This window comes from Microlunatus ginsengisoli, assembly GCF_039537205.1.
GTDB lineage: Bacteria > Actinomycetota > Actinomycetes > Propionibacteriales > Propionibacteriaceae > Microlunatus > Microlunatus ginsengisoli.
Genome location: NZ_BAABAB010000017.1, coordinates 84,953 through 107,212, shown reverse-complemented (window position 1 = coordinate 107,212; position 22,260 = coordinate 84,953). Strand labels below are relative to the sequence as shown.

Annotated in this window: 20 protein-coding genes; 11 read left to right on the top strand and 9 right to left on the bottom strand. The window is 71.3% G+C overall.

All coding sequences use genetic code 11. The features are described from left to right. Positions 1-42: 42 nt before the first annotated feature. The 7 genes from ABD747_RS13005 to trxA all read left to right on the top strand — a co-directional run bounded on the left by ABD747_RS13005 (position 43) and on the right by trxA (position 9,667). Positions 43-2,247, top strand: coding sequence for a hypothetical protein (locus tag ABD747_RS13005; RefSeq protein ID WP_344805128.1), 2,205 nt, complete (start codon positions 43-45; stop codon positions 2,245-2,247). After that, entirely contained in the window at positions 2,240-6,043 is a 3,804-nt protein-coding gene (gene murJ, locus ABD747_RS13000; protein WP_344805126.1) for a murein biosynthesis integral membrane protein MurJ, read from the top strand. The genes ABD747_RS13005 and murJ overlap by 8 nt, the downstream gene beginning before the upstream one ends. A 30-nt stretch (positions 6,044-6,073) precedes the next feature. Continuing rightward, positions 6,074-6,703 (top strand): RNA polymerase sigma factor SigM, encoded by a 630-nt coding sequence (gene sigM, locus ABD747_RS12995; protein ID WP_344805124.1) that lies wholly within the window; start codon positions 6,074-6,076, stop codon positions 6,701-6,703. Next, complete coding sequence (locus ABD747_RS12990) at positions 6,703-7,194, top strand: hypothetical protein (RefSeq protein ID WP_344805122.1); 492 nt, start codon at positions 6,703-6,705, stop codon at positions 7,192-7,194. The genes sigM and ABD747_RS12990 overlap by 1 nt, the downstream gene beginning before the upstream one ends. A gap of 224 nt (positions 7,195-7,418) precedes the next feature. Next, complete coding sequence (locus ABD747_RS12985) at positions 7,419-8,132, top strand: hypothetical protein (RefSeq protein ID WP_344805120.1); 714 nt, start codon at positions 7,419-7,421, stop codon at positions 8,130-8,132. 109 nt (positions 8,133-8,241) lie between these two features. Further along, positions 8,242-9,258: a thioredoxin-disulfide reductase gene (gene trxB, locus ABD747_RS12980; RefSeq protein WP_344805118.1), complete on the top strand. Its 1,017-nt coding sequence runs from the start codon at positions 8,242-8,244 to the stop codon at positions 9,256-9,258. A gap of 88 nt (positions 9,259-9,346) precedes the next feature. Next, positions 9,347-9,667, top strand: a complete 321-nt coding sequence (trxA, locus tag ABD747_RS12975; RefSeq protein ID WP_344805116.1) for a thioredoxin — start codon at positions 9,347-9,349, stop codon at positions 9,665-9,667. Between the two features lie 381 nt (positions 9,668-10,048). On the opposite strand, the gene ABD747_RS12970 is transcribed toward trxA, so the two are convergent. The 4 genes from ABD747_RS12970 to ABD747_RS12955 all read right to left on the bottom strand — a co-directional run bounded on the left by ABD747_RS12970 (position 10,049) and on the right by ABD747_RS12955 (position 12,636). After that, positions 10,049-11,311 (bottom strand): GNAT family N-acetyltransferase, encoded by a 1,263-nt coding sequence (locus ABD747_RS12970; RefSeq protein WP_344805114.1) that lies wholly within the window; start codon positions 11,309-11,311, stop codon positions 10,049-10,051. 4 nt (positions 11,312-11,315) lie between these two features. Then, complete coding sequence (locus ABD747_RS12965; protein ID WP_344805112.1) at positions 11,316-11,774, bottom strand: OsmC family protein; 459 nt, start codon at positions 11,772-11,774, stop codon at positions 11,316-11,318. Between the two features lie 80 nt (positions 11,775-11,854). Next, on the bottom strand, positions 11,855-12,496 hold the full coding sequence (locus tag ABD747_RS12960; protein ID WP_344805110.1) for a GNAT family N-acetyltransferase: 642 nt from the start codon (positions 12,494-12,496) through the stop codon (positions 11,855-11,857). Further along, entirely contained in the window at positions 12,496-12,636 is a 141-nt protein-coding gene (locus ABD747_RS12955) for a hypothetical protein (RefSeq protein WP_344805108.1), read from the bottom strand. Before ABD747_RS12955 ends, ABD747_RS12960 begins: the two co-directional genes overlap by 1 nt. A 145-nt stretch (positions 12,637-12,781) precedes the next feature. Here ABD747_RS12955 and ABD747_RS12950 point away from each other — a divergent pair, with 145 nt between their 5' ends. Genes ABD747_RS12950 through ABD747_RS12935 form a run of 4 tightly spaced genes read left to right on the top strand, consistent with a single transcriptional unit; the run spans position 12,782 to position 16,296 of the window. After that, complete coding sequence (locus ABD747_RS12950) at positions 12,782-14,110, top strand: aminotransferase-like domain-containing protein (RefSeq protein WP_344805385.1); 1,329 nt, start codon at positions 12,782-12,784, stop codon at positions 14,108-14,110. Between the two features lie 17 nt (positions 14,111-14,127). After that, the gene (locus ABD747_RS12945) at positions 14,128-15,120 is read left to right on the top strand and encodes a D-alanine--D-alanine ligase family protein (protein WP_344805106.1); all 993 of its coding nucleotides are present in this window, start codon (positions 14,128-14,130) and stop codon (positions 15,118-15,120) included. 11 nt (positions 15,121-15,131) lie between these two features. Beyond that, positions 15,132-15,872 (top strand): SURF1 family protein, encoded by a 741-nt coding sequence (locus ABD747_RS12940; protein ID WP_344805104.1) that lies wholly within the window; start codon positions 15,132-15,134, stop codon positions 15,870-15,872. A gap of 10 nt (positions 15,873-15,882) precedes the next feature. Beyond that, the gene (locus ABD747_RS12935; protein ID WP_425562523.1) at positions 15,883-16,296 is read left to right on the top strand and encodes a DUF3817 domain-containing protein; all 414 of its coding nucleotides are present in this window, start codon (positions 15,883-15,885) and stop codon (positions 16,294-16,296) included. Positions 16,297-16,877: 581 nt separating this feature from the next. Here ABD747_RS12935 and ABD747_RS12930 read toward each other — a convergent pair. From ABD747_RS12930 to yidC, 5 genes are all read right to left on the bottom strand, one after another. Continuing rightward, positions 16,878-17,843 carry a ParB/RepB/Spo0J family partition protein gene (locus ABD747_RS12930; RefSeq protein WP_344805102.1) on the bottom strand — a complete coding sequence of 322 codons (966 nt, stop codon included), beginning with the start codon at positions 17,841-17,843 and terminating at the stop codon, positions 16,878-16,880. Next, a complete protein-coding gene (locus ABD747_RS12925) occupies positions 17,840-18,754 on the bottom strand; it encodes a ParA family protein (RefSeq protein WP_344805383.1) in 915 nt (304 codons plus the stop codon). The genes ABD747_RS12930 and ABD747_RS12925 overlap by 4 nt, the downstream gene beginning before the upstream one ends. Positions 18,755-19,787: 1,033 nt before the next feature. Further along, positions 19,788-20,435, bottom strand: a complete 648-nt coding sequence (rsmG, locus tag ABD747_RS12920; RefSeq protein ID WP_425562522.1) for a 16S rRNA (guanine(527)-N(7))-methyltransferase RsmG — start codon at positions 20,433-20,435, stop codon at positions 19,788-19,790. Further along, positions 20,414-20,986: a Jag family protein gene (locus tag ABD747_RS12915; protein ID WP_425562526.1), complete on the bottom strand. Its 573-nt coding sequence runs from the start codon at positions 20,984-20,986 to the stop codon at positions 20,414-20,416. Before ABD747_RS12915 ends, rsmG begins: the two co-directional genes overlap by 22 nt. 247 nt (positions 20,987-21,233) lie before the next feature. Next, complete coding sequence (gene yidC, locus ABD747_RS12910) at positions 21,234-22,250, bottom strand: membrane protein insertase YidC (protein ID WP_344805100.1); 1,017 nt, start codon at positions 22,248-22,250, stop codon at positions 21,234-21,236. Positions 22,251-22,260: the final 10 nt, after the last annotated feature.

The window sequence follows — 22,260 nt, the reverse complement described above, 5'->3', positions numbered from 1 at the left end:
CAGCCTGCGGCACTAGGATGGCCGGATGAGGCAGGCACACCCGTGAGGGCGCTGCGCGCCGTCGCGGCGAGCCTCCTCGGCCTCGTGCTGGTGCTCGGGATGGCGTGGTCGGCACCGGCGACGGCCGGTGCGGCCGAGCCGACGGCGTACGTCGCCATCACCTTCACCGCGATGACGCCGAGCCTGCCCGATCGGAACGACCCGAAGGCCACGGTCACCCTGCAGGGCACCGTGACGAACACCGGCAAAAGCGAGCTGTCCAACCTGCAGGCGGTGTTCTGGCGCTCCTTCGACCCGATCCAGGACAGCGAGGGGATGGCCGCGGCGCTCGCGTCGCCGGCCGACGAGCCGCTCGGCTATCGCGCGGCGGACTACTACGAGAACATCCCGTCCGAGAGCGACCGCACGCTCGCGCCGAAGAAGTCCACCGACTTCTCCGTCACCATCCCGATGTCGGCGCTGAAGCTGCCCTCGATCGACGCGATCTATCTGCTCGGCATCCACATCCGCGGCCGGCTGGTGCCGAACGGGCCCGACATCACCCTCGGTCGGGGCCGGGTGTTCGCCCCGGTGGTGTCCGGCGAGCCGGACAACGCGGCCCAGCTGAGCACCCTGGTGGTGCTGGACAGCCGGCCGTCGCTGGTCCGCCAAGGGGTGTTCGCCGACGACCACCTGGCGACCGAGCTCGGCCCCGACGGCCGGCTGACCGCCCTGCTGGACGCGGCCGAGACCCCGGACGCGAGCTTCGCCGTCGACCCGAACCTGATCGAGGAACTGCAGACCATGCGGGCGGGCTACCAGGTGCTCCGACCCGACGGCCAGACCGAGGCCGGCACCGGGCAGTCCGCCGCGGGCCGATGGCTGGCCGACTACACCCGGATGGCCCGCACCCAGACCGGGTACCGCCTGCTGTACGGCCATCCCGACATCAGCGCGCTGGTGCATGCCGGGATGACCTCGGTCGTCGACAACGGCGAGACGGCCGCGAAGGCGGTCACCACGACCTCGGCGCTGCCGCTGCTGGCGATGCCCGCGTCGGGCCAGGCCGACCAGCAGACCGTGGAATACCTGGCCGGGCTGAAACCGGCGGCGATCGTGCTCGACGACTCCACCACCGCGCAGACAAGACCGCTGCTGGCCGGCCCGAACGGCGTCCCGCTGCTCAACACCGCGGCTACCAGCGTCGGTGGCGGACCCGGCCCGGACCCCAGCGACACACCGGTCCAGATCCGGCAGCGGACGCTGTCGGAGTCCTGGCTGGAGGCCGGCGCGGCAGGTCCGGCGGACACCATCGGTCAGCTCCGGGTGATCCGGACCCGGGCCCAGGCCCGCAGCAGCACCAGTGAGGTGACCGCTCCCTGGCTCAAGCGCGAGCCGCTGTCCCGGCTACTCGACTCGACTCCGGCCAGCTGGCCGGAGCGTTATCGCTATCCGGAGTCGGCGGCGCAGAAGGAGCTGACCCAGACCCAGCTCGGCGGCGTCGGCCGGCTCGTCGCCGGCTACCGGGTCCTCGCCGACTTGCTGGTCCGTCCCGCGGACGTGGAGCTCGAGGCGGACGCGGCCCCGGCGCGGGCGGCCAGCACCTCGTGGCGCAGCCGGCCCGACCTGTGGGCGAGGTTCGTCGATCCGCAGCAGGCCCGGCTCGACGACGTCCAGCACGCGGCGGTGACCATCATCGCCACGCCTCGGGTGGTGACATCGGCCCACCGGGTTCAGTTCCCGGTCACCGTCCGGAACACGCTGCCCCGCAGCATCGACGACCCGCAGCGCAACGCCGTCCAGGTCCGGCTCCGGTTCACCTCCGCGAACAGCCAGCGGCTGACCGTCACCATCCCGGCGGACGAGCAGCGCCAGCTGCAGATGATCCCGGCAGACGCCGGGGTGACCACCAACGCCCAGGTCGAGGCGCAGACCAACGGCACCGTCGGGGTGACGGCGCAGGCGTACACCATGGACGGCACGCCGGTCGGCGCCCCGGTGCCGATCGAGGTGAAGGCCACCCAGGCGGGCACGATCGGCTGGCTGATCGCGATCGCCGCCGGCATCGTCCTGGTCGGTACGTCGGCACTGCGGATCCGCCAGGTCGCCAGGGAGCGTTCCCGCGACGGTGCCGCGGCCGAGCCCCCGGCGGATCCGTCGGACGGCACCGACCCGACGAGCGAGCCGCATCCGGCCCAGACGGTCCCGCCGCCATCGGAGACCGACCGGGGAGACGCCCCCCGCGACCCGGAGAGCCTGGATGTCTGAGCAGTCCCCCCGCACGTCCTCGAGCCCGCCCACACCCCAGTCCACAACCCCGTCCGAGCCGACCTCGAACGACACCACCGAGCCGTCGGAGGCCACCCGGCACGCCCGGAGCACCGCCCGGCTGGTCTCGGCGAGCGCGCTGATGGCCGGCGGCACCCTCGTCTCCCGGCTGCTCGGCTTCGGCCGGCTGATGCTGCTGACGGTCCTGTTCGGCAACGGCACCCGGCAGGCGGAGATGTTCACGCTGGCCAACACGGTCCCGAACAGCATGTACATCCTGCTGGCCGGCGGGGTGCTGAACACCGTGCTGGTGCCGCAGATCGTCCGGGCGATCAAGGGCGACAAGGACCGAGGCGAGGCGTACACCAACCGGATCATGACCGGTGGCCTGATCGTGCTGACGCTGATCACGGTGGTGCTGACCGCAGCGGTCCCGCTGATCATCGCGATCTATTCCGCCCACGGCTGGAAGGACCCGGCGCTCGCCACCCAGTACCAGTCCATGATCATGCTCGGCTACTACTGCATGCCGCAGGTCTTCTTCTACGGCGTGTACGTCCTGGCCGGCCAGATCCTGAACGCCCGGGACCGGTTCGGGCCGATGATGTGGGCGCCGATCGCCAACAACGTCGTCTCCATCGGCGTGCTGCTGATCTTCTTGTTCACCTTCGGCGAGGGTGACACCGCGAGCGCGTTCAGCTCCGGCGAAGAGCTGCTGCTCGGGCTGGGTTCGACCCTCGGTATCGCCATCCAGGCACTGGTCCTACTGCCCTTCCTGCGGGCGGCGGGCTATCGGTTCCGGCCCCGGTTCGACTTCCGGCACACCGGCCTCGGCAAGACGGTCCGGCTGGCCAAGTGGACCCTCGGCTTCGTCCTGGTCACCCAGCTGGCCCTGGTGGTGGTGAACCGGCTGGCCAGCAGCGCGACCGTCGGTGGCAGCGGCGCCGGCCTGACCGCGTACGCCAACGCCTACGCGGTCTGGATCTTGCCGCACTCGCTGATCACGGTGTCGTTGGCGACCGCGATGCTGCCCTCGGCGTCCCGGCTGGCGCACGCCGGTGACCTCAAGGGGGTCGCCGACGAGACGCTGCGGGCGGTCCGGCTGGCGGTCACCGCGCTGCTGCCCGCCAGTGTCGCGTTCATCGCCCTCGGGGTGCCGATCGCCCAGCTCGCCTTCGGTTTCGGTCAGGGTGCCGACGACGCCGATTTCGTCGGCTGGGCCTTGATGGCGCTCGGTTTCGGGCTGGTGCCCTTCACCGTGCAGTACCTGTTCCTGCGCACCTTCTACGCTCTCGAGGCCAACCGCACCACGTTCTTCCTGCAGGTGCTGATCTCCGGCGTGAACGTGGTGGTCGCCGTCCTCGTGGTGTACGGCCTGCACCGCTCCTCGCTGGTGGCCACCGGGCTGGCTGCGGCCTACTCGCTGGCCTATGTGGTCGGCGTGATCGGCTCCTACCACTGGCTCCGGCGCCGGCTGCCCGACCTGACGGCCGCGCCGCTGGTCCGGCTGTGCGTCCGGCTGCTGGTCGCCGCGGCGCCGGCCGGCGCCGTCGGCTTCTGGATTACGTTCGCATTCTCGCTGTGGTCCACCAGCCAGTTCGCCCGAGCGCTCGGGCTGGCCACCGCTGGGCTGGTGGCGGTCGGGATCTTCCTGCTGCTCAGCCGCTGGCTGCACATCCGGGAGGTGACCGACATCCTGCAGCTGCTGCGCCGGCGCCGGCGCAGCGGGTCCGGCGACCGTGCTGACGACGGCTCCGGCGATCCGTCCGATCCCGAGCCGTCCGGCGATTCTGCCGACCCGGAGGCGTTCGTCGGCTCTACCATCGACCCAGGTCCGCAACCGACCATCGACGCGGAGGACGTCCCCGTGGTGGCCGAAGGCGGCCTGACTGCAGAAGTCTCCAGCGAGACTGCCCCGACCGGAACAACAGAGACCATGGTGACCCAGGCCGGCGCCCTCAGCGCTTCCGAGCAAGACCTCTCGGCGGGCGCCGACGACCCCGGATCCTCCGACGCGGCCCGGACCGCCCGGGTGGCCGGTCTGCCGGCCGGGACGGTCCTCGGCGCGCGCTACCGGCTGGAGGAGCTGCTCGCCGAGGCGCCGACCACGGTCACCTGGCGCGCCTTCGACCAGGTGCTGTCGCGTTCGGTGCTGGTGCACCTGCTGCCGCCGGGCCAGACAAATGCACCGGACCTGCTCGACCTGGCCCGGCGGGCGTCGATCGCGACGGACGCCCGGTTCCTCCGGGTGTTGGACGTGGTCCACGTGGACGACCGCGCCGGCGACCCCCGGGCGGGCGATCCGCGCTCCGACGAGCCGGACACCGGCGACTACATCGTCTGCGAGTACGCCAACGGCCAGACCCTGGAGGCGATCCTCACCCACGGGCCGCTGTCCGGACTGGAGGCCGCCTGGATCGTTCGCGAGCTGGCCGATGCGCTCGCCGGAATCCACTCCGCCGCGCTCGGCCACGAGCGGATCAATCCGGACACGGTCGTGATCACCCCCACCGGCAACGTCCGGATCGTCGGCCTGGTGATCGAGAAGGTGCTGCGTCCCGCCGCGAACGCACCCGTCCACGGCCACGACCTACCCGAGGCCAGCACGCCGGAGCTGACCGACGTCCGCGACCTGGGCCGGCTGCTGTACGCCTGTCTGGTCGCGCGCTGGCCCGGCGGTCCGGCGTTCGGTCTGCCGGAGGCGCCGCAGTCCGGTCACCGCTGGCTGACGCCGCGCCAGGTCCGGGCCGGGGTGGCGCCGGCGCTCGACCACATCTGCGACCAGATCCTCAGCGACCCGCCGCGGCACCGCGGCGAGCAGCTGACCACCGCGGTCGGGGTGGTGAACGCGCTGACCAAGGTGCTCGGCCCGGCCGACGCCTCGAACGATCTCGAGCGCCGGCTCCGCCAGCCCGTGCCGCGGGTCCGCAGCACCGTGCGGTTCGACGACGACCGGTCGCCGGCCCGGCCGCGGCACGGTGGCCAGGCCGGCGCCGCCGCGTCCCGGGAGGCGGCGGCGATGGCACCGCCGCCGGCGCCCGCTGCGGTGGCCCCGGGGCAGGTCACACCGGAGCAGGGTGTCCCGTCCTCGCCGGAGTCGGTCCGGACGACGCTGATCCGGCAGCCCATCCCGCCGGCCGCCGGGCGGGCCCGCAAGCAACTCCAGGCCCGCCGCAGCCGGACCGCGCTGCTGGTGCTCATCGTGCTGCTGTCGATGGCCCTGGTCGCGGCCGGCCTGGTCGCGTTCCTCGGCTACCGGCAGCGCGCCTCGACGGCCGGATCGCAGCCGAGCAGCGCCGCGTCGACCGCGGCCACCCCGAGCGTCCCGGTGAAGCTGCCCATCTCGTCCGCACGCGACTTCGACCCCCAGGGCGACCCGCCGGAGGAGAACCCGCAGGAGACCCGGCTGGCCGTGGACGGCGACCTGACCACCCGGTGGCGGACCAATCGCTACCTGGGGAACCCGAAGCTGGGCAACCTGAAGCGGGGCGTCGGGCTGGTTGTCGACCTCGGCCAGGCGCGGAGCATCGACGCGGTGAAGGTCACCCTGAGCGGTACCGGAACCAATTTCGACGTCCGGATCCCGAAGAACGATCCGGCCCGCGTCAGCAGCCCGCCGATGACCTCCGACGCCCAGTGGCAGGTCGTCGGGAAGGCGACCAAGGCGACCGGGACCACGACCGTCGACCTGGCCGCGCCGGTCGAGTCGCGCTATCTGCTCGTCTATCTCACCTCGCTGCCGCGGGAAGGAGGCGGCTACCGCGGCGGCGTCTACGAGATCGAGGTCTTCTCGTGAGCCGGGCTCCCCGATGAGGGAGTCGCTCGCGTGACCTCACCCGCCGGGCCGGACGACGCAGCGCTGCTCGCGGCCCACGTGGCCGGCGACCCGGAGGCATTCGCGACCCTGGTCGGCCGGCACCGGGACCGGCTCTGGGCCGTCGCGCTGCGCACCATGCGCAACCCCGAGGACGCTGCCGACGCCCTGCAGGACGCGTACGTCGCCGCCTTCCGGCGGGCGGACACGTTCCGCGGCGAGGCCGCGGTGACGACCTGGCTGCACCGGATCGTGGTGAACGCCTGCCTGGATCGGCTGCGCCGTGCCCGCAGCCGGCCCAGCGAGGCACTCCCGCAAGAGGAGGACCGCGCGGCCGAGCTCGCCGCCGCGGCCACGGTCGACCCGATCGAGGAGAAGGAGCAGCAGAACATGGTGGCCGCCGCGCTGGCTACGCTCAACCCGGATCAGCGGGCGGCGCTGGTGTTGGTCGACATGGAGGGGTACTCCGTGGAGGAAGCGGCCCAGCTGCTCGGCTGCGCGGTCGGCACGGTGAAGAGCCGGTGCGCGCGGGGTCGGGCCAGGCTGTTGCCGTTGCTCAGGCCGCTGCACGATCCGGCCGACGACGCCGGCGACCCCGGCACGACCGGTGGTGCCTCGGTCACCGGGAAGGGAGGAGGCTGATGGCCCACCCGCTGGAGCTTTCCTACAACTGGCGTACGCCGGCGATGATCGCCACCCTGGGTGCGATCGGCTGTCTCGGAGTGCTGGTCCGCGGCCAGGCTGGTGGCTGGATCGTGGCCGCGCTGGTGGTGCTCGTGCTCTGGGCGCTGTTCGTGCTCGTGCTGGCGCGCCGGGCCCGGTCCTATCTGATGGTGGGCGACGACGGCGCCCTGGTGCTACGGCACCGGCGCGCCTTGGTGCCGGTGGACGGCGACCGGGTGCGGGCGGTCCGTCAGGTGGTGACCGCCCGGACACCCTCCTACCGGCTGCTGGTGGAGCTACCGGACGGCCGGACCGAGCGCTATCTGGTGCCGACCGCGTGGCTGCGGGACGGGCACGTGACGCTGTTCAGCTGGCTCCGGACATACGCTCCGCACGCGGAGCTCGACAAGGGCTCGCAGCGGATGCTCGAGCTGCTCCGCAACCGGGGGTTGATCGCCGATGCGTCCTGACCCCGGCCCGGCGGCGCGATGCCGATCGGCGGCCCCGTTCCCCCCGAGCGGATCCGCGCCGGGCCGACCCGTACCGGTCCGACCCCGATCGGCCCAATCCCGATCGGCCCAATCCCGATCGGCCGGGAACCGGATGGGCCGGTCGGCACGTCCAATCCGTGGCCCCCGCCGGTCCGGGGCCGGGTCCGGCCTGTCGCCGGGCCGGTACGTCGAAGGATTGCAGGGTGTCTGACCACATCAGCGTCGAGGAGCTGGCCGATGCGGCCGAGGGCCTCCTCGCGCCGGCGCGCGCCGACCAGGTCCGCAATCACCTGGCCGGCTGCGCCCTGTGTGCCGACACCGCCGGACTGCTGGCGTCGGTGACGACCACCCTGGCCGCGCAGCCGGCCCCGGCCATGCCACCGGCGGTGGCCGCCCGGCTCGACGCGGTGCTGGCGCAGGAGCAGTCGCGCCGGGAGGCCGCTGCCGGCGGGTCGCGGGACGGGGCGGACGGCGCGCAGGTGGTCGCCTGGACTCCGCGGCCGCACCTGGAGCCGCCCCGCCCGCTGCGGCACCAGCGCGGCCACGCCGCCGGCTGGGTCCTGCTGGCGGCGACGGTGGCGACCGCGGTCGGCTTCGGCGGCTACGTGCTCAGCGCCCGGGCCGGCCTGAACGAGCCCCCCGACGGTGCCGCCGCGCTGAGCAGCGGGGATCTGCGCCAGCAGGCCGGCTCGCTGGAGGCCAGCGGTGACATCGACGCCCACCGCTTCTCCCGCGCCTGGTCGTGTGCCCGGAAGGTGACCGACGGCCGGATCACCGGGCTCGCCTCGGTCACCCTGGACGGATCGCCGGCGCTGCTCGCCTACGTCCGCACCCCCGCGGGACAGCAGGTCGCCGTGATCGAGGGCTGCGACGACGGCTCGCCCCGGGTCACCGCGACCAGCAAGCTCTCCCGCTGACACTCGCGGCGCGGGCCGGTGAGACGCGGAATAGCGGGCCGGCCCAGGCCGTTTCGCCCAGGTAAGCTGCCGCGACAAGCGGCGCAGCGAACGTACGAAGAGGATCCGCATGAGCACAGCCCCTGCCAGCACGAACACCCCCGCGGTGCGCGACGTCATCATCGTCGGCAGCGGCCCGGCCGGCTACACCGCGGCGATCTATGCCGCGCGGGCCGCGTTGAAGCCGCTCGTCTTCGAGGGCTCGATCACCGCGGGTGGCGCCTTGATGAACACCACCGAGGTGGAGAACTTCCCCGGCTTCCCCGAGGGCATCCAGGGCCCCGAGCTGATGGACAACCTGCGCGGCCAGGCCGAACGGTTCGGCGCCGAGCTGATCACCGACGACGTGACCGCGATGGACCTGACCGGACCGGTCAAGACCGTCACCGACTCCGAGGGCACCGTGTACGCGGCGCGGTCGGTGATCCTGGCGATGGGCTCGGGCTACCGCAAGCTGGGCTTGGACGAGGAGGACCGGCTGTCCGGCCACGGCGTCTCCTGGTGTGCCACCTGTGACGGCTTCTTCTTCAAGGGCAAGGACATCGCTGTGGTCGGCGGCGGCGACTCCGCCGTCGAGGAGGCGACGTTCCTCACCCGGTTCGCCGACTCGGTGACGATGATCCACCGCCGCGACGAGCTGCGGGCCAGCAAGATCATGGCCAACCGGGCGCACAACGACCCGAAGATCGCCTTCGCCTGGGACTCCGCCGTCGACGCCATCCACGGCGACAAGTCGCTGTCCGGGGTCACCCTGCGCGACACCAAGACCGGGGAGACCCGGGACCTGGAGGTCAAGGGCCTGTTCATCGCGATCGGGCACGAGCCCCGCTCCGAGCTGGTCGTCGGGCAGGTCGAGCTGGACGCCGCGGGATACGTCCTGACCGACGGCAAGAGCACCCGGACCAACCTGCCCGGCGTGTTCGCCTGCGGCGACCTGGTGGACCACACCTACCGGCAGGCCATCACCGCCGCCGGCACCGGTTGCTCGGCCGCGCTGGACGCGGAGCGCTATCTGGCCGACCTCGACGACGGGGTCGCGCTGCAGACCGGCGAGCACGAGGCGGCCCTCGCCGCCGCCGGCCGCTGAGCCGAAACTGTCCGAGCCCGCGCCGATCATCGACGCAGCGTCTACGACTCACCCCAGCCCGGCACCCGGGCGGATCAGGAGAAACACCATGGCAGTCAACGAGGTCACCGACGACACCTTCGAGCAGGTGGTGCTCAAGTCCGAGAAGCCGGTGATGGTCGACTTCTGGGCCGACTGGTGCGGGCCGTGCAAGCAGGTCGCGCCGATCATCGAGGAGCTGTCCCGGACCCACGGGGACAAGGTCACCTTCGTCAAGATGGACACCAACACCAACCCCGTCACCCCGGCAAACAACCACGTGCTGGGCCTGCCGACCATCCAGCTGTACGTCGACGGCGAGCTGGTCAAGGCGTTCAAGGGAGCGAAGTCCAAGTCCGTCCTGCTGGGCGCGATCGAGGAGTACCTGTAGGCGAGCACTTCGCTCACCGCAGCGCGACTTCGCTCACCCTCGCCGGCGAGCGAAGTCGCGGTTGGACGCGCGAGGTGGGCTGACGGGTGGGCCCAGGACCCGGGCCGGTCGACGAGGTGCGTGCCTGGTGCGGCGACGGCGGCAGCTGCGCCCGGCCGGACGGCTCCAACTGACCGGACGGCTCCAACTGACCGGCCGGCCACACCCACCGGCCGGCCGCCACTAGACCCCACCGCACTTCGCCCACCGGAGGACGACCTCGCTCACCGCAAGGCGACTTCGCTCACCCTCGTCAGTGCGCGAAGTCGCGGCTGGACGCGCGGGGTGGGGTGCGGGCCGGGCCCGCATCAGAAATGCCCGCGGTACGCCGCGGGCCCCGCGTCAGAAGTGGTCAGGGGTGAGCGGCGGCCGGGTCCAGCCGAACGCCGACGCGGCCGCCGCCACCGCACCCTTGCGCCGCTCCTGCACCAGCCCGGCCCGGTGTAGGTCGTTCAGCGAGACACCGCCGAGATAGATCGCTCCGAGCTCGCGTACGTCCACGGTCAGATCCGGTTTGCGCCGGGCCCGGCCGACCTGACCGCCGGAACCCGAGGTCTGCAGCCGGATCGGGCCGTCGTTGTGCGGCAGCAGCCGGTCGGTGACGCCGAGCACCAGGTCCACCTCGGCGCCGTACGCCCGCTCCGCCAGCGCCCGACGGACGTCGACCAGCCGGGCGAAGGTGCCGTCGACGATCTGGGTGGATACAGCGCGCTGGTCCGCCACCAGGTAGCGCAACGGCTCGCCGACCGAGGCCAGGTCGTAGCGGTAGGTCCGGACCAGGTCGAGGTCGAGCACGAACCGCCACAGAGCGGCGTGCGCCCCGGGATCGGCCGCGTCCAGCTCGACGATCTCCACCTCGCCGGTCGGCCCGGTGACCTCCATCCCCTCCTTGACCCGGAACACGACGTATCCGTCCGGGGCGCCCTTCGCGCCGTAGTGCAGCGCGAAGCGGTAGCCCTTCCAGCCGCCGCGCCATTGCTCGGGGTCGTACAGGCCGATCTCCCACCAGCCCTCGGACCGGTCGAGGGCGCCCGGACGGCCCGGCAGCATCCGGGCGTGCAGCCGCTTCATGGCCGGGATCGCCTCCGCCCGCTCCAGCTCGCCGACCGAGCCCTCCCCCGGCAGGACCGACGGCAGGAATCCGGTGGACCTGGTCTGCCCGGTCAGCTTCGCGCGCGGCGCCGCGTGACCGTACCCGTACCGGCCGTAGATCAGGGTCTCCGACGCCCACAGCAGGGCGACCGGCTCGACCCCGCGGGCGGCGATCTGTTCCAGCTGATGCGTCATCATCGCGGTCAGCAGGCCGCGCCGGCGATACGACGGCTGGACCGTCACGATCGTCACCGCGGCGGTCGGCACCACACCGCCCGGCACGCTCAGCTGCCGGCTATAGGCCCCGCAGGTGGACACCCAGCGCCCGTCCACGGCGAACCCGAAGCACCGCTCCGGCTCGATCACCGCGGCGTGCGGACCCCACAGCTTCGGGTCCCACTCGCCATGGAAGCCGCGGGCGACCGCCGCCATGAACTCGTGCAGCCGGTCGGGCGTGGCATACGTCAGCTCGAGCTCGGCCAGGTGCGGCGGGGTCGGCAGCGCGGTCGGCATCGGCTCAGTCCACCTGCCCCGGATCGCCGAGTGCCGCCCCGTCGAGCCGGGTCGCGACCGGCGACGCCAGCTCGACCGTGCGACTGACCGTGCAGAGCCGATCGTGCGAGCGCCGGATCGCCGTCGGCAGCACCGACCGGGCGGCGTCCCCACCCTCCCCCGCCGGGAACGACACCGAGAAGTCGACGGCCAGATCGGTCAGGTGGTTTCCGTCGGCGTCGCGGACCTTGCGTCCCTCGGCGACCAGGTCCAGCCGGTCCGGCTCGGCCCGCTTGCGGGTGATGGCGTCGACGTCCATCCCGGTGCACCCGGCGATCGCGGCCAGCAGCAGCTCGACCGGGCTGAACAGGTCACCGCCGCCGGGACCCATCTCGATGGTCGCACCCGACTCGGTGGTGGCACGAAACGTCAGCGGTCCGGTGCGGGTCAGCGTGACCCGGCGAAGGGGATCGTCGGAGCTCATGGCGACAGTCTGCCCGGCGGGGTGCGGGCGGACCAGCGCGGGAACCGCCGGACGGACGCCGGCGGCGGCCGGACCGTCCCTCAGCCGCGGTCGCGCCGGACGTACGAGGCCGGCTCCGGCGAGCCCGGCTGGACAACGAGCTCGGTCAGCCGGTTCCAAGCGGCACCGAGATCAGGGATCCAGCGTTGGGTGCTCTGCAGGTCCATCCGCAGCCGCGGCGTGACCGGGTGCTGGCGGACGACCTGGAACCCGACCGCCTCGAGAAACGTGGTCGGGATCATGCACGACGGGCCGTCCCGGTTGGTGCCGATCGCCTCCAGCGCTCGGATGTCGCGCCGGACGAGCAGCGAGGCGGCCGAGCCGACGAGCTGCCGGCCGATGCCCCTGCCCCGCCACGGATCCAGCACCTGAACCGACATCAGCACGGCCGCGTCGGCGCTCATCGGCGAGGTCGAGAAACCGCCGACCCGCGGCACCAGGCCGGACGGAGCCATGGTCAGGAAGCCGATCGGCTCGCCGTCGTTGAGGGCGATGGCACCGCAGTAGCCCCAGCGAGAGGTCACCGCCTCGGCCCACTCCAGCTTCACCCGGGAACCCTCGCGATGGTCGGCCGGATAGGCCAGGTCGCTCAGGCTGGTCTCCCAGAAGGCACAGCGGGCGCAGGGTTCGGGAAGATTGGGGATGTCGGCCACCCGCAACGGCCGAAAGCGGCGGGACGGCATCAGACGGTCCTGATCCGCGGTGTCTGCGGGCGAGGCCGGCCCAGCCCGACCGCGAACCCGACGATCAGACCGAGCACTACTCCGGCACTCAGCCACAGCGTCCAGCGCACCACCTTCCGCCGTGCCCCGGACTGCGTCATGACCACATCGTAGGAGGTGGACCCGTCCGGCCCAATGGGCGATCGTGGTGACCTCGCCGCGCCGTCGCGTCGCGCTCGGAGCGAATACGCTGCATCCGTGAGTGTTTCGGAGCCGCCGACGACGGATTCGGGTTCGCCCGGCCGTCTGCCCGCGCCGGACCGTCTCCGTCGGACGGACACCCGGCTGGACAACTACGTGGACCGCTATGCCGCGCGGACCCACGGAATGACCGCGTCGGCCATCCGAGCTCTCTTCGCCGTCGCCAACCGACCCGAGGTGGTCTCGCTGGCCGGCGGCATGCCGAACATCACCGATCTGCCGCTGGACGTCGTCGGCTCGGTCCTGAACGAGCTGGTGGTCGAGCACGGCCGGCAGGCCATGCAGTACGGCTCCGGGCAGGGCGAGCCCGCGATCCGGGAGCAGATCTGTGAGGTGATGCGACTGGAGGGCATCTCGGCGCATCCCGACGACGTCACCGTCACAGTCGGCTCGCAGCAGGCCCTGGACCTGGTCACCCGGATCTTCTGTGATCCCGGCGACGTGGTGCTGTGCGAGGCGCCGAGCTATGTCGGCGCGCTGGGTGTCTTTCGCGCCTACCAGACCCAGGTCGTCCACGTCGCGATGGACGAGCAGGGGCTCGATCCGGTCGCCCTGGCCGAGGCGATCGAGGCGGTCCGGCGCACGGGCCGGACCGCGAAGTTCCTCTACACGATCCCGAACTTCCACAATCCGGCCGGGGTCACGCAGACGCTGGAACGCAGGATCGAGATCCTCCGGGTCGCGGAGCAGGCGGACCTGCTGGTGGTCGAGGACAACCCGTACGGCCTGCTCGGCTTCGACGGCGACCCGACGCCGGCCATGCGCTCGTTGGACGCCGACCGGGTGGTCTACCTGGGCTCGTTCTCCAAGACGTTCGCGCCCGGCTTCCGGGTGGGCTGGGCGCTCGCGCCGCACGCGGTCCGGGAGAAGCTGGTGTTGGCCCAGGAGTCGGCCACCTTGTGTCCGCCGGTGTTCTCCCAGTTCGCGGTGTCGGCCTACCTGGCCGGCCACGACTGGCGCGGCCAGATCAAGGTGTTCCGCGAGATGTACCGGGAGCGCCGGGACGCGATGATCACCGGGTTGACCGAGCACATGCCGGCCGGGTCCACCTGGACGGAGCCGAAGGGCGGCTTCTTCGTCTGGCTGCAGCTGCCGCCGGGCCTCGACGCGCAGGCCATGCTGCCCCGGGCGGTCACCGCACGGGTGGCGTACGTCCCCGGCACGGCATTCTTCAGCGACGGCTTCGGCACCCGGTTCATGCGGCTGTCCTACTGCTTCCCGACGCCGGCCCGCATCCTGGAGGGGACGCGCCGGCTCGGCGAGGTGCTGGCCTACGAGGCGTCGGTCAACGAGACGTTCGGGATGACCGCCCTCGGCGACGGGCGCGACCGTGTCATCCACCCCTACGAGGCGCCCGGCGCCGACATGAGCTGAACAGGAACCATGCCCGGATGAGCGATCTCGACTCCACCGACCCGACCATCCTCGTCCTGGCCGGCGGCCTCTCGCACGAGCGTGACGTCTCGCTCCGGTCGGGTCGGCGGGTCGGCCAGGCGCTCCGCTCGCGCGGCCTCGACGTGATCGAGGCCGACGTCGACTCCAGCCTGGTCGCCCGGCTGGCCGGCGCCTCGAACCTGGTGGTCTTCCCGCTGCTGCACGGCGAGGCCGGCGAGGACGGCTCGCTCCGGGAGGTGCTGGATCTGCTCGGCGTCCCGTTCGTCGGGTCGGCGGGGCCGGCATCGCGGGTGGCCTTCGACAAGTCGATCGCGACCACCGTTGCCGCCGAGGCCGGCATCGACACGCCCGCCCAGGTCGCGCTGCCGCACGAGATCTTCCGCGAGCTGGGGGCTCAGGCGCTGGTCAGTGCGCTCGGTGACCAGCTCGGTTTCCCGATGATGGTGAAGCCCTCGCGCGGGGGCTCGGCGCTGGGTGCCAGCAAGGTGAGCCGGCCCGAGGAGCTGCCCGCCGCCATGGTCGGGGCGTTCGCCTACGGTCAGGTGGCGGTGGTGGAGCGGTTCGTCACCGGCACCGAGGTGACGGTCGCGGTGGTCGATCGGGGCACCGGCCCGAAGGCGCTGCCGGTGGTGGAGATCCGGCCGGACTCGGGGGTGTACGACTACACGGCGCGCTACACCGCCGGCGAGACCCGCTTCATCTGTCCGGCCGAGCTGCCTACCGAGATCGCCGAGCGCTGCGCGGAGACGGCACTGCGGGTGCACGACGTCTTCGGCCTCTCGGACCTGTCCCGGACCGATCTCATCGTCGACCCCGACGGCGTACCCACCTTCCTCGAGGTGAACGTCGCCCCGGGGATGACCGAGACGTCGTCGGTGCCGCTGGCGATCGAGGCCGCCGGCTGGAGCCTGGGCAAGATGTGCGCCGACCTGGTCCGCGCCGCCGCCGCTCGGGGCAGCCGCCGGGTCGCGGCCGGCCAGGGCACCTGATCTCCCCGGTCATGGTTCGCCTGCAGCAGGTCCTGCTCGTGCTCGCCGGCCTGGTGATCGCCAGCATCATGGTGGCGCTCGGCCTCTGGCAGATGGGGGTCTACCGCTCCACCGGGGCCGACTCGGCCCAGGCGCGCGCGGCCGCGCCGCCCGTCGCGCTGAGTTCGGTGGCACCGCCGGCGGTGAAGATCACCGACGGTTACGGGCGCACGGTGTCGTTCGCGGGCACGTACGATCCGGCGCTGGAGTTCACCACCCCGACCGACGCATCGCCGGTCCGCCGGGTCGTCGGCGGCATCCGGCTGGACGACGGTCGGCTGCTGGCCGTCATCCGCGGTACGACTACCGGCGCCGCCCCCCGGCCGCCGGCCGGCAGGGTCGCCCAGACCGGCGTGCTGCTGCCCTCCGAGGCCGGCGACCCCGCCGGAAGCTCGATCAGCGTCCCGCTGCTCGCCCAGACCTGGCCGGGCCAGCTGGTCGAAGGTTATGTCAACCTGTCGGCGGACGACGCGCGCGCGCAGCGGCTCCAGCCGGCACCACTCGACCTGCCCGCCGAGCCCGGCCGGCTGCGCAACGGTGCGTACGCCCTGCAGTGGTGGCTGTTCGCCGGTTTCGCGATCGTCCTGGCCGTGCGGATCGCGCGCGACCTCGACCGGGGTCGCGACCTCGAGCTCGCCGCGGAGCTCGACGCGGCCGGGGTCGTGCCGACCGAGGGCGGGGCGACGGCGGAGGAGCCCAGCAAAACGACGTAGGCTCGCTCCCGTGCGCGCCGCATTGCTTCGCTATCGGATCATGGCCTACATCGTCGGAACCCTGCTCATCGTCCTGGTCTGCGTGGGTGTTCCGCTGAAGTACCTCGGCGGGAACGAGACCGTGGTGATGTGGACCGGCATCCCGCACGGCTGGCTCTACATGATCCTGCTGATCACGGCCTTCGACCTGGGCCGCCGCGCCCGGTGGAGCTGGAAGCGGCTTCTGCTGATCGCGCTCGCCGGAACCATCCCGTTCCTGTCGTTCGTGGCGGAGCGGTCCGCCACCAAGGACGTCCGCGCGAAGCTGGCAGCCTTCCCGGACTACGCCGAGCAGCCCTCGCTTCCGCCCGAGGCGGCCCGGGTGCACGCCGCTCCCCGCTCGGCGGACGCGAGTGCGGCCGAAGCCCAGCCTGTGACCGACTGAACCACGCGGCCCACCGGCCGGCCGCCGCTGAACCGGATCCGTCCGCGCGGTCTCAACTTGCCCGGTCTCAGTTCGCCCAGACTCAGCCCGCCCAGACTCAGCCCGCCCAGGCACGACTCGCCGGCCTCAGCTTCCGAGGGCGACTCACCAGCCACTCGACTTCCGGGGCAAAACTCCCCGAGCTCAGTTCCAGCCGAACCCGGCCACCGGTGCGGTCGCCAGCGCACGTTCCACTGCCACGTGTGCCGGGTGCGTCCGAATCCTGACCGAACTGGACGCGGCCACTCCACATTCGATGCTCGCTCGCGAGCGTGCAATTCCGGGCGCGACTCCGGCGCTCCCCGAAAACGCGCGCCCTTTCGGTGCCGGGCGACCTGACAGCTGCGCAAAACCCCTGGTCAGGGCACGCTCAGCGCCACCGGAGGCCCCGGGATCGGCCCGGATGTTTCACGGGGAACCGGCTGGCTCGCCGGCTCGATCAATGTCTTCATCGGTCTAGCGTCTTGCCCACAGATCGATGTGCCCATTCATCGGTTTATAGCGGTACTGATCTGTTGTCTTGTCGTTGAATCGTCGAATATCTATGTCGACATATCGACAGATCGATCAATCCGCATCGCGCCGATGATCCTCTCCAGATCCTCCGCAGTGGCGAACTCGATCGTGATCTTGCCCTTGCTGCGACCCTGGTCCACCTTGACCCGGGTGTCGAAGTGGTCCGAGAGCACCACCGCCAACTCCGCGGCCCGTTCATTCACCGCACGCGGCGTTCTCCGCCGCGGCGCGGCCTCGACACCGGGCTCCCCCAGCGCCACGATCTCCTCCACTGCGCGCACGGACAGGCCCTCTGCGACGATGCGCTGAGCCAATCGCTCCTGCGCCAGCGGATCAGGCAGTCCGAGCAGCGCCCTGGCGTGGCCCGCGCTCAGCACACCTGCCGCGACGCGTCGCTGGACCGAGGCGGGAAGCCTCAGCAACCGGATAGTGTTCGAAATCTGAGGTCGAGAGCGCTTGATCCGGGTCGACAGCTCGTCCTGGGTGCAACCGAAGTCCTCGAGCATTTGCTGGTAGGCGGCAGCCTCCTCCAGCGGATTCAGCTGCGCCCGGTGCAGATTCTCCAGCAGCGCATCTCGCAGCAGCTCGTGGTCTTCGGTTCGCCGTACGATCGCCGGGATCTTTTCCAGGCCCGCGGCGGTCGCCGCCCGCCAGCGCCGCTCGCCCATCACGAGTTCGAACCGATCGTTTTCCAGTGGCCGGACCACGATCGGTTGCAGCAGGCCCACCTCGCCGATCGAATCGACCAGCTCGGCGAGCGCGTCCTCGTCGAAGACCGTCCGTGGCTGGCGTGGGTTCGGCGTGATCGCGGAGATCGACAGCTCGGCGAAGTAGGAACCTTCGAGCACCGGCATGGCCGCAATGTCGGCGGCCGGCTCGGGCCGGCTCGGACGCTCCCGCTCGTCAGAATCCGCGGGAGCAATGGCCTCGGTCCGCTGGAACAGCTCACCGAGTCCGCGACCGAGCCCGCGACGTTCCGTATAGGTGCTCATGACTTCTCCTTCGCGCCCCGGCGAGCGATCTCCGTCGCCGCTTCGAGATAGGAAACGGCGCCGGCCGAATCCGGGTGATAGGTCAAGACGGTCTGGCCATAGCTGGGGGCCTCCGAGATGCGGACCGACCGCGGAATCACCGCCGGCAGTGTCTGTGCGGCGAAATGGGTCCGCACCTCCTCGGCGACCTGGGCGGCGAGCCGCGTCCGAGCGTCGAACATCGTCAACAACACCGTGGTGAGCTCCAACTCGTCGTTGAGCTCCTGCTTGACGACCTCGATCGTCCGCAACAACTGCGAGACACCTTCCAGGGCGTAGTACTCGCACTGGATCGGGATCAGGATCTCGTTCGCGGCGACGAGGGCATTCACGGTGAGCAGACCCAGCGAGGGCGGGCAGTCCAGGAAGACATAGTCGGTGGGGTAGTCGCGAAGGTAGGTTCGCAACGCCCGGAGGAGCCGGTTCTCCCGGGCGACGACCGACACCAGCTCGATCTCCGCGCCGGCGAGATCGATAGTCGCCGGCAGCACCTTGAGGTCGGGAGCCTCGGGGGAGTCCTGGACGTGCTTTTCCAGCGGCTCGCCGCCGATCAGGACGTCGTAGGTTCCCGGACTGCCGGGAGGGTGCTCGACACCGAGCGCGGTCGACGCGTTGCCCTGCGGATCCAGATCGATGACCAGGACGGAAAGCCCGCCGAGGGCGAGCGCGGCGGCGATGTTGACCGAGGTCGTCGTCTTTCCGACGCCGCCCTTCTGATTGGCCACGACAAACACTCGGGCATGCTCGGGTGCCGGCAACCGGCTGCGGGTCTGGACCGATGTTGTTCCACGTGAAACTTGAGGGCTGTCGGGCGAAGAGTCGAACTCGTCCCGGTCGAAGCGGGCACGGCGCGGGCCCGGCGGTCGGGGCAGATTGGCCGTGGCGGCCGCGGACTCATCGGCGGTCCGGTGCGGACCGAGCTCAGTATTCGGGGCCGCGCCACCGCGCACGGGCGATTCGACTGGTGCCGATGGTTCGAGGTCGGCGCCCTGGTTCACGGGCACGACGGGCTCGTCCTGCGGCTCGATCGGCTCCTGCTGCGGCGCCGCCACATCGAGCCCCGCGGAGGGCGCCGGCACGTCGGCGACACTCTCGCTGACGGTGGCCGGCCGCTCAGCCCCGGCCGGAGCTACGACGTCGGTCACCGGGTCGTCGACAGTGCGCTCCTCCACTCCGGCGCCCGTTGACGCAGGAATGGCAGCCGTGTCAGGCGCAGCGGCCGGTGCGGGCGCGGGAGAGCTCGAAGACGCCGCGGTTTCACGTGGAACACCCGGCCAGCCGAGGCGCGCCCCGGCCGACCGACCGGCAGTTGGCCAGCCCAAACCTGCTGTTGTCGTCGGACGGTCGTCCACGGACGTACTCACACTGACCCTTCTTGCCATCGCCGAAATCGGGAGGATCCCACCGTATCGAGTGCCACCCACCATTCCGCGATGGCGCGCGGGCATCGTCGCCCCCGGCCGAGTTGCGCCCGGCCTGCGCTGCAGGCTCACCACCGATCGACCGATCCCGACCCCCTAACCGAGTCGGCGCGGCAGAGGCCAGCGCCGCCACGCGGCCCGGCTTCGGCGCTCCGGACCTCCGCCAACAGCCTTCGCGTACAGGGCCTTGGACCAAAGTCCGCCAACCCTTCGGCGAACGGCGTCGGGTCCCGCCGCGTCGAGTGATCGCGACCGCCCTCCGTGGTCGCTCATCTGGGGCGAGAGTGATGGAAGGGGCCCGTGTGATCAGAGTGACACCCCGCCCTGCTTATGCCCAGAGCCGTCATCGACGAGCCGTGCTGTCGACAGCGCGCCATCGTCGGTGCTCGCCCATCCGCTGCCCGCGCATGAGGAGGGGCCTCGATTGCTCCGCTCGAGTGTCGCGCGAACACGCGTCACGCTCGGGCTGGACGCCTCGAGCCGGCTACCTCGCGTGCTGCCCGCGATCGGCGGTCAGCCGAACCACTGTGGTCGGCTCCGCGCGGGGGTGGGCCCGGAGCTCCAGGACCTCGGCGCGCAGCCGGGCCTTGGCCAGAACGGCGGTGGCGGCGCGCACTTCGTCGGCCGCCGACGAACCCTTCAGCGCGAGCACGATTCCGTCGGGCTCACGCAACGGCGCACACCACGGAACGAGTCGCGGCAGGGGAGCGACGGCTCGGGCGGTGACCACCTCGTAGGTGTCGCGGTGCTCCTCGGCCCGGGCGCGGACGACGCGTACCCGGTCGGCGAGACCCAGCTCGGCCACCGCCTCGGTGAGGAAGCGAGTCCGCCGCAGCAACGGCTCCAGCAGGCTCACCTCGAGGTCGGGGCGGAGGATCGCCAGCGGAAGGCCGGGCAATCCGGCCCCGCTGCCCACATCGACCAGCCGAGCCCCGGTCGGCACCAGTCCGGTCAGCGCGGCCGAGTTGAGGACGTGACGGTCCCAGACCCGGTCCGCCTCGCGAGGACCGATCAGACCATAGTCGATTCCACGACTCGTCAATATGTCGACATAGTGACTGATCGATTCCAGCGCCGGCCCGTAGACGTCGACCGCCTCCCGCGGCGGTGTCAGGGGATGATCACCACGCACCGGCTGGGCTCCTCGCCCTCCGACTCGCTGGTCAGGCCTGCAGCGGCGACCGCGTCGTGCACGATCTTGCGCTCGAACGGATTCATCGGCGACAGCTTCGCCCGCTCACCGGACGACTTCACCTCGGCCACGGCGTCTGTCGTGAGCTGGAGCAGTTCCTTGCGTCGCTGGTCCCGATAGCCAGCGACGTCGAGCATCAGCCGGCTGCGATCGCCGGTCTCGGTCATCACGGCCAGCCGGGTGAGTTCCTGCAGCGCATCGAGCACCTCGCCGTTGCGACCGACCAGCACCCGGGACTCGGTGATGACCGACACGTGCGCCCGATCGCCCTCGATATAGGTGTCGATGTCACCGTCGAGGTCGGCGATGTCGAGCAGCTCCTCCAGGTAGTCCGCCGCGATCTCGGCCTCGGTATCCAGCGGGCTGTCCTCGCCGTTGCCATCGGCGTCGTTCGCGTCCGCGTCCGACTCGTCGTTCTGACCCTCGTCGGAGTCTGCCACCTCGGCTTCGCCTGCGTCGGGGTCAGCCGAACCCGAGCCGGCGCCGGGCACCGGCTCGCCGGGGACGTCCTCGGCGACGTCGGTGGCCACGACACCCGGCTCGGCTTCGTCGGCACCCAACACCGGCGCCTCGGCGACGGACTCCGGACGTACGTCTTCGCTCACGGGACTACCTCCCTCGGGACCTGGTCGTCCCGTCAGAATGACTCGCCGGTCTTCTCGACTCGGGCGGATCGCATCGGTTGGTCCGGCCACGGGCGCGCCGCGTAGCCGGCTGGTCTGGGTTGCTCCTGCGGAGCTACTTCTTGCGCTGCGAGCGCGACTGGGTGCGTGGCTGCTGCCGGACGACCCTCGGGGCCGCCGGCGCGACCGCCGCACCGTCTCCGCCCGGCAGCGGGGTCTTCGGCCGCGCGCCGTTGCCGCCGGGCTCCGGTCCCGGGTCCTCGGGCTTCGGCCGCTGAGCAGCCCGGTGCTCGGCCTTCGCCTTGCGGCGGATCTCCCAGGCCTCGTAGGCGGGCGTGCCGGGCGCGGGATTGCGCCGGATGATGTAGAACTGCTGCCCCATCGTCCACAGGTTCGACGTCAGCCAGTAGATCAGCACGCCGACCGGGAAGTTGATGCCACCCACCGCGAAGATGATCGGGAAGATGTAGAGCATCATCTTCTGCTGCTGCGCGAACGGCCCCTCGAGCGCCTCCGGCGGCATGTTCTTCCGCATCAGCTGGAGCTGGGTGATGAACAGGGTCACCGTCATCGCGATGATCAGCACGATGCAGACGAGCTGGACGCTGCCGAACGGAATCGCCGGCAGGAACTTGTCCGAAATCCGGGCGCCGAAGATGGTCGCCTGGCTCAGCGAGGTCACCAGGTCCGGATTGACCACCAGCCAGTGACCCTTGGGGACGCCGTCGGCCGCGCTGTTCAGCACCCGGAACAGGGCCAGGAAGATCGGCATCTGCAGCAGCAGCGGAAGGCACGAGGCGAGCGGGTTCGCCTTGTTCTCCCGGTACAGCTTCATCGTCTCCGCGCCGAGCTTCTCCCGGTCGTGGGCGTACTTCTTCTGCAGCTCGCGAACCTTGGGCTGCAGCACCTGCATCTGCCGGGACGAGTTGATCTGTCGGACGAACAGCGGGATCAGGGCGACCCGGATGCAGATCGTCAGGAAGACGATCGACAGCGTCCAGGTCCAGCCGCTGTTCGGACCGAACACCGGCGACCACACGGCGTGGAAGAACACCAGGATGCCGGACACCACCCAGTACAGCGGCGCCATGATCGCGCTGCCGATGCTGATGAACGGATCCCAGATACTCATCGGGATCAGG

Excerpts from the sequence above, each read along its gene's own strand:
- murJ (WP_344805126.1), top strand. The coding sequence starts at position 2,240 with ATGTCTGAGCAGTCCCCCCGCACGTCCTCGAGCCCGCCCACACCCCAG.
- ABD747_RS12990 (WP_344805122.1), top strand. The coding sequence starts at position 6,703 with ATGGCCCACCCGCTGGAGCTTTCCTACAACTGGCGTACGCCGGCGATG.
- trxB (WP_344805118.1), top strand. The coding sequence starts at position 8,242 with ATGAGCACAGCCCCTGCCAGCACGAACACCCCCGCGGTGCGCGACGTC.
- trxA (WP_344805116.1), top strand. The coding sequence starts at position 9,347 with ATGGCAGTCAACGAGGTCACCGACGACACCTTCGAGCAGGTGGTGCTC.
- ABD747_RS12970 (WP_344805114.1), bottom strand. The coding sequence starts at position 11,311 with ATGCCGACCGCGCTGCCGACCCCGCCGCACCTGGCCGAGCTCGAGCTG.
- ABD747_RS12965 (WP_344805112.1), bottom strand. The coding sequence starts at position 11,774 with ATGAGCTCCGACGATCCCCTTCGCCGGGTCACGCTGACCCGCACCGGA.
- ABD747_RS12960 (WP_344805110.1), bottom strand. The coding sequence starts at position 12,496 with ATGCCGTCCCGCCGCTTTCGGCCGTTGCGGGTGGCCGACATCCCCAAT.
- ABD747_RS12955 (WP_344805108.1), bottom strand. The coding sequence starts at position 12,636 with ATGACGCAGTCCGGGGCACGGCGGAAGGTGGTGCGCTGGACGCTGTGG.
- ABD747_RS12945 (WP_344805106.1), top strand. The coding sequence starts at position 14,128 with ATGAGCGATCTCGACTCCACCGACCCGACCATCCTCGTCCTGGCCGGC.
- ABD747_RS12940 (WP_344805104.1), top strand. The coding sequence starts at position 15,132 with ATGGTTCGCCTGCAGCAGGTCCTGCTCGTGCTCGCCGGCCTGGTGATC.
- ABD747_RS12930 (WP_344805102.1), bottom strand. The coding sequence starts at position 17,843 with ATGAGCACCTATACGGAACGTCGCGGGCTCGGTCGCGGACTCGGTGAG.
- yidC (WP_344805100.1), bottom strand. The coding sequence starts at position 22,250 with ATGAGTATCTGGGATCCGTTCATCAGCATCGGCAGCGCGATCATGGCG.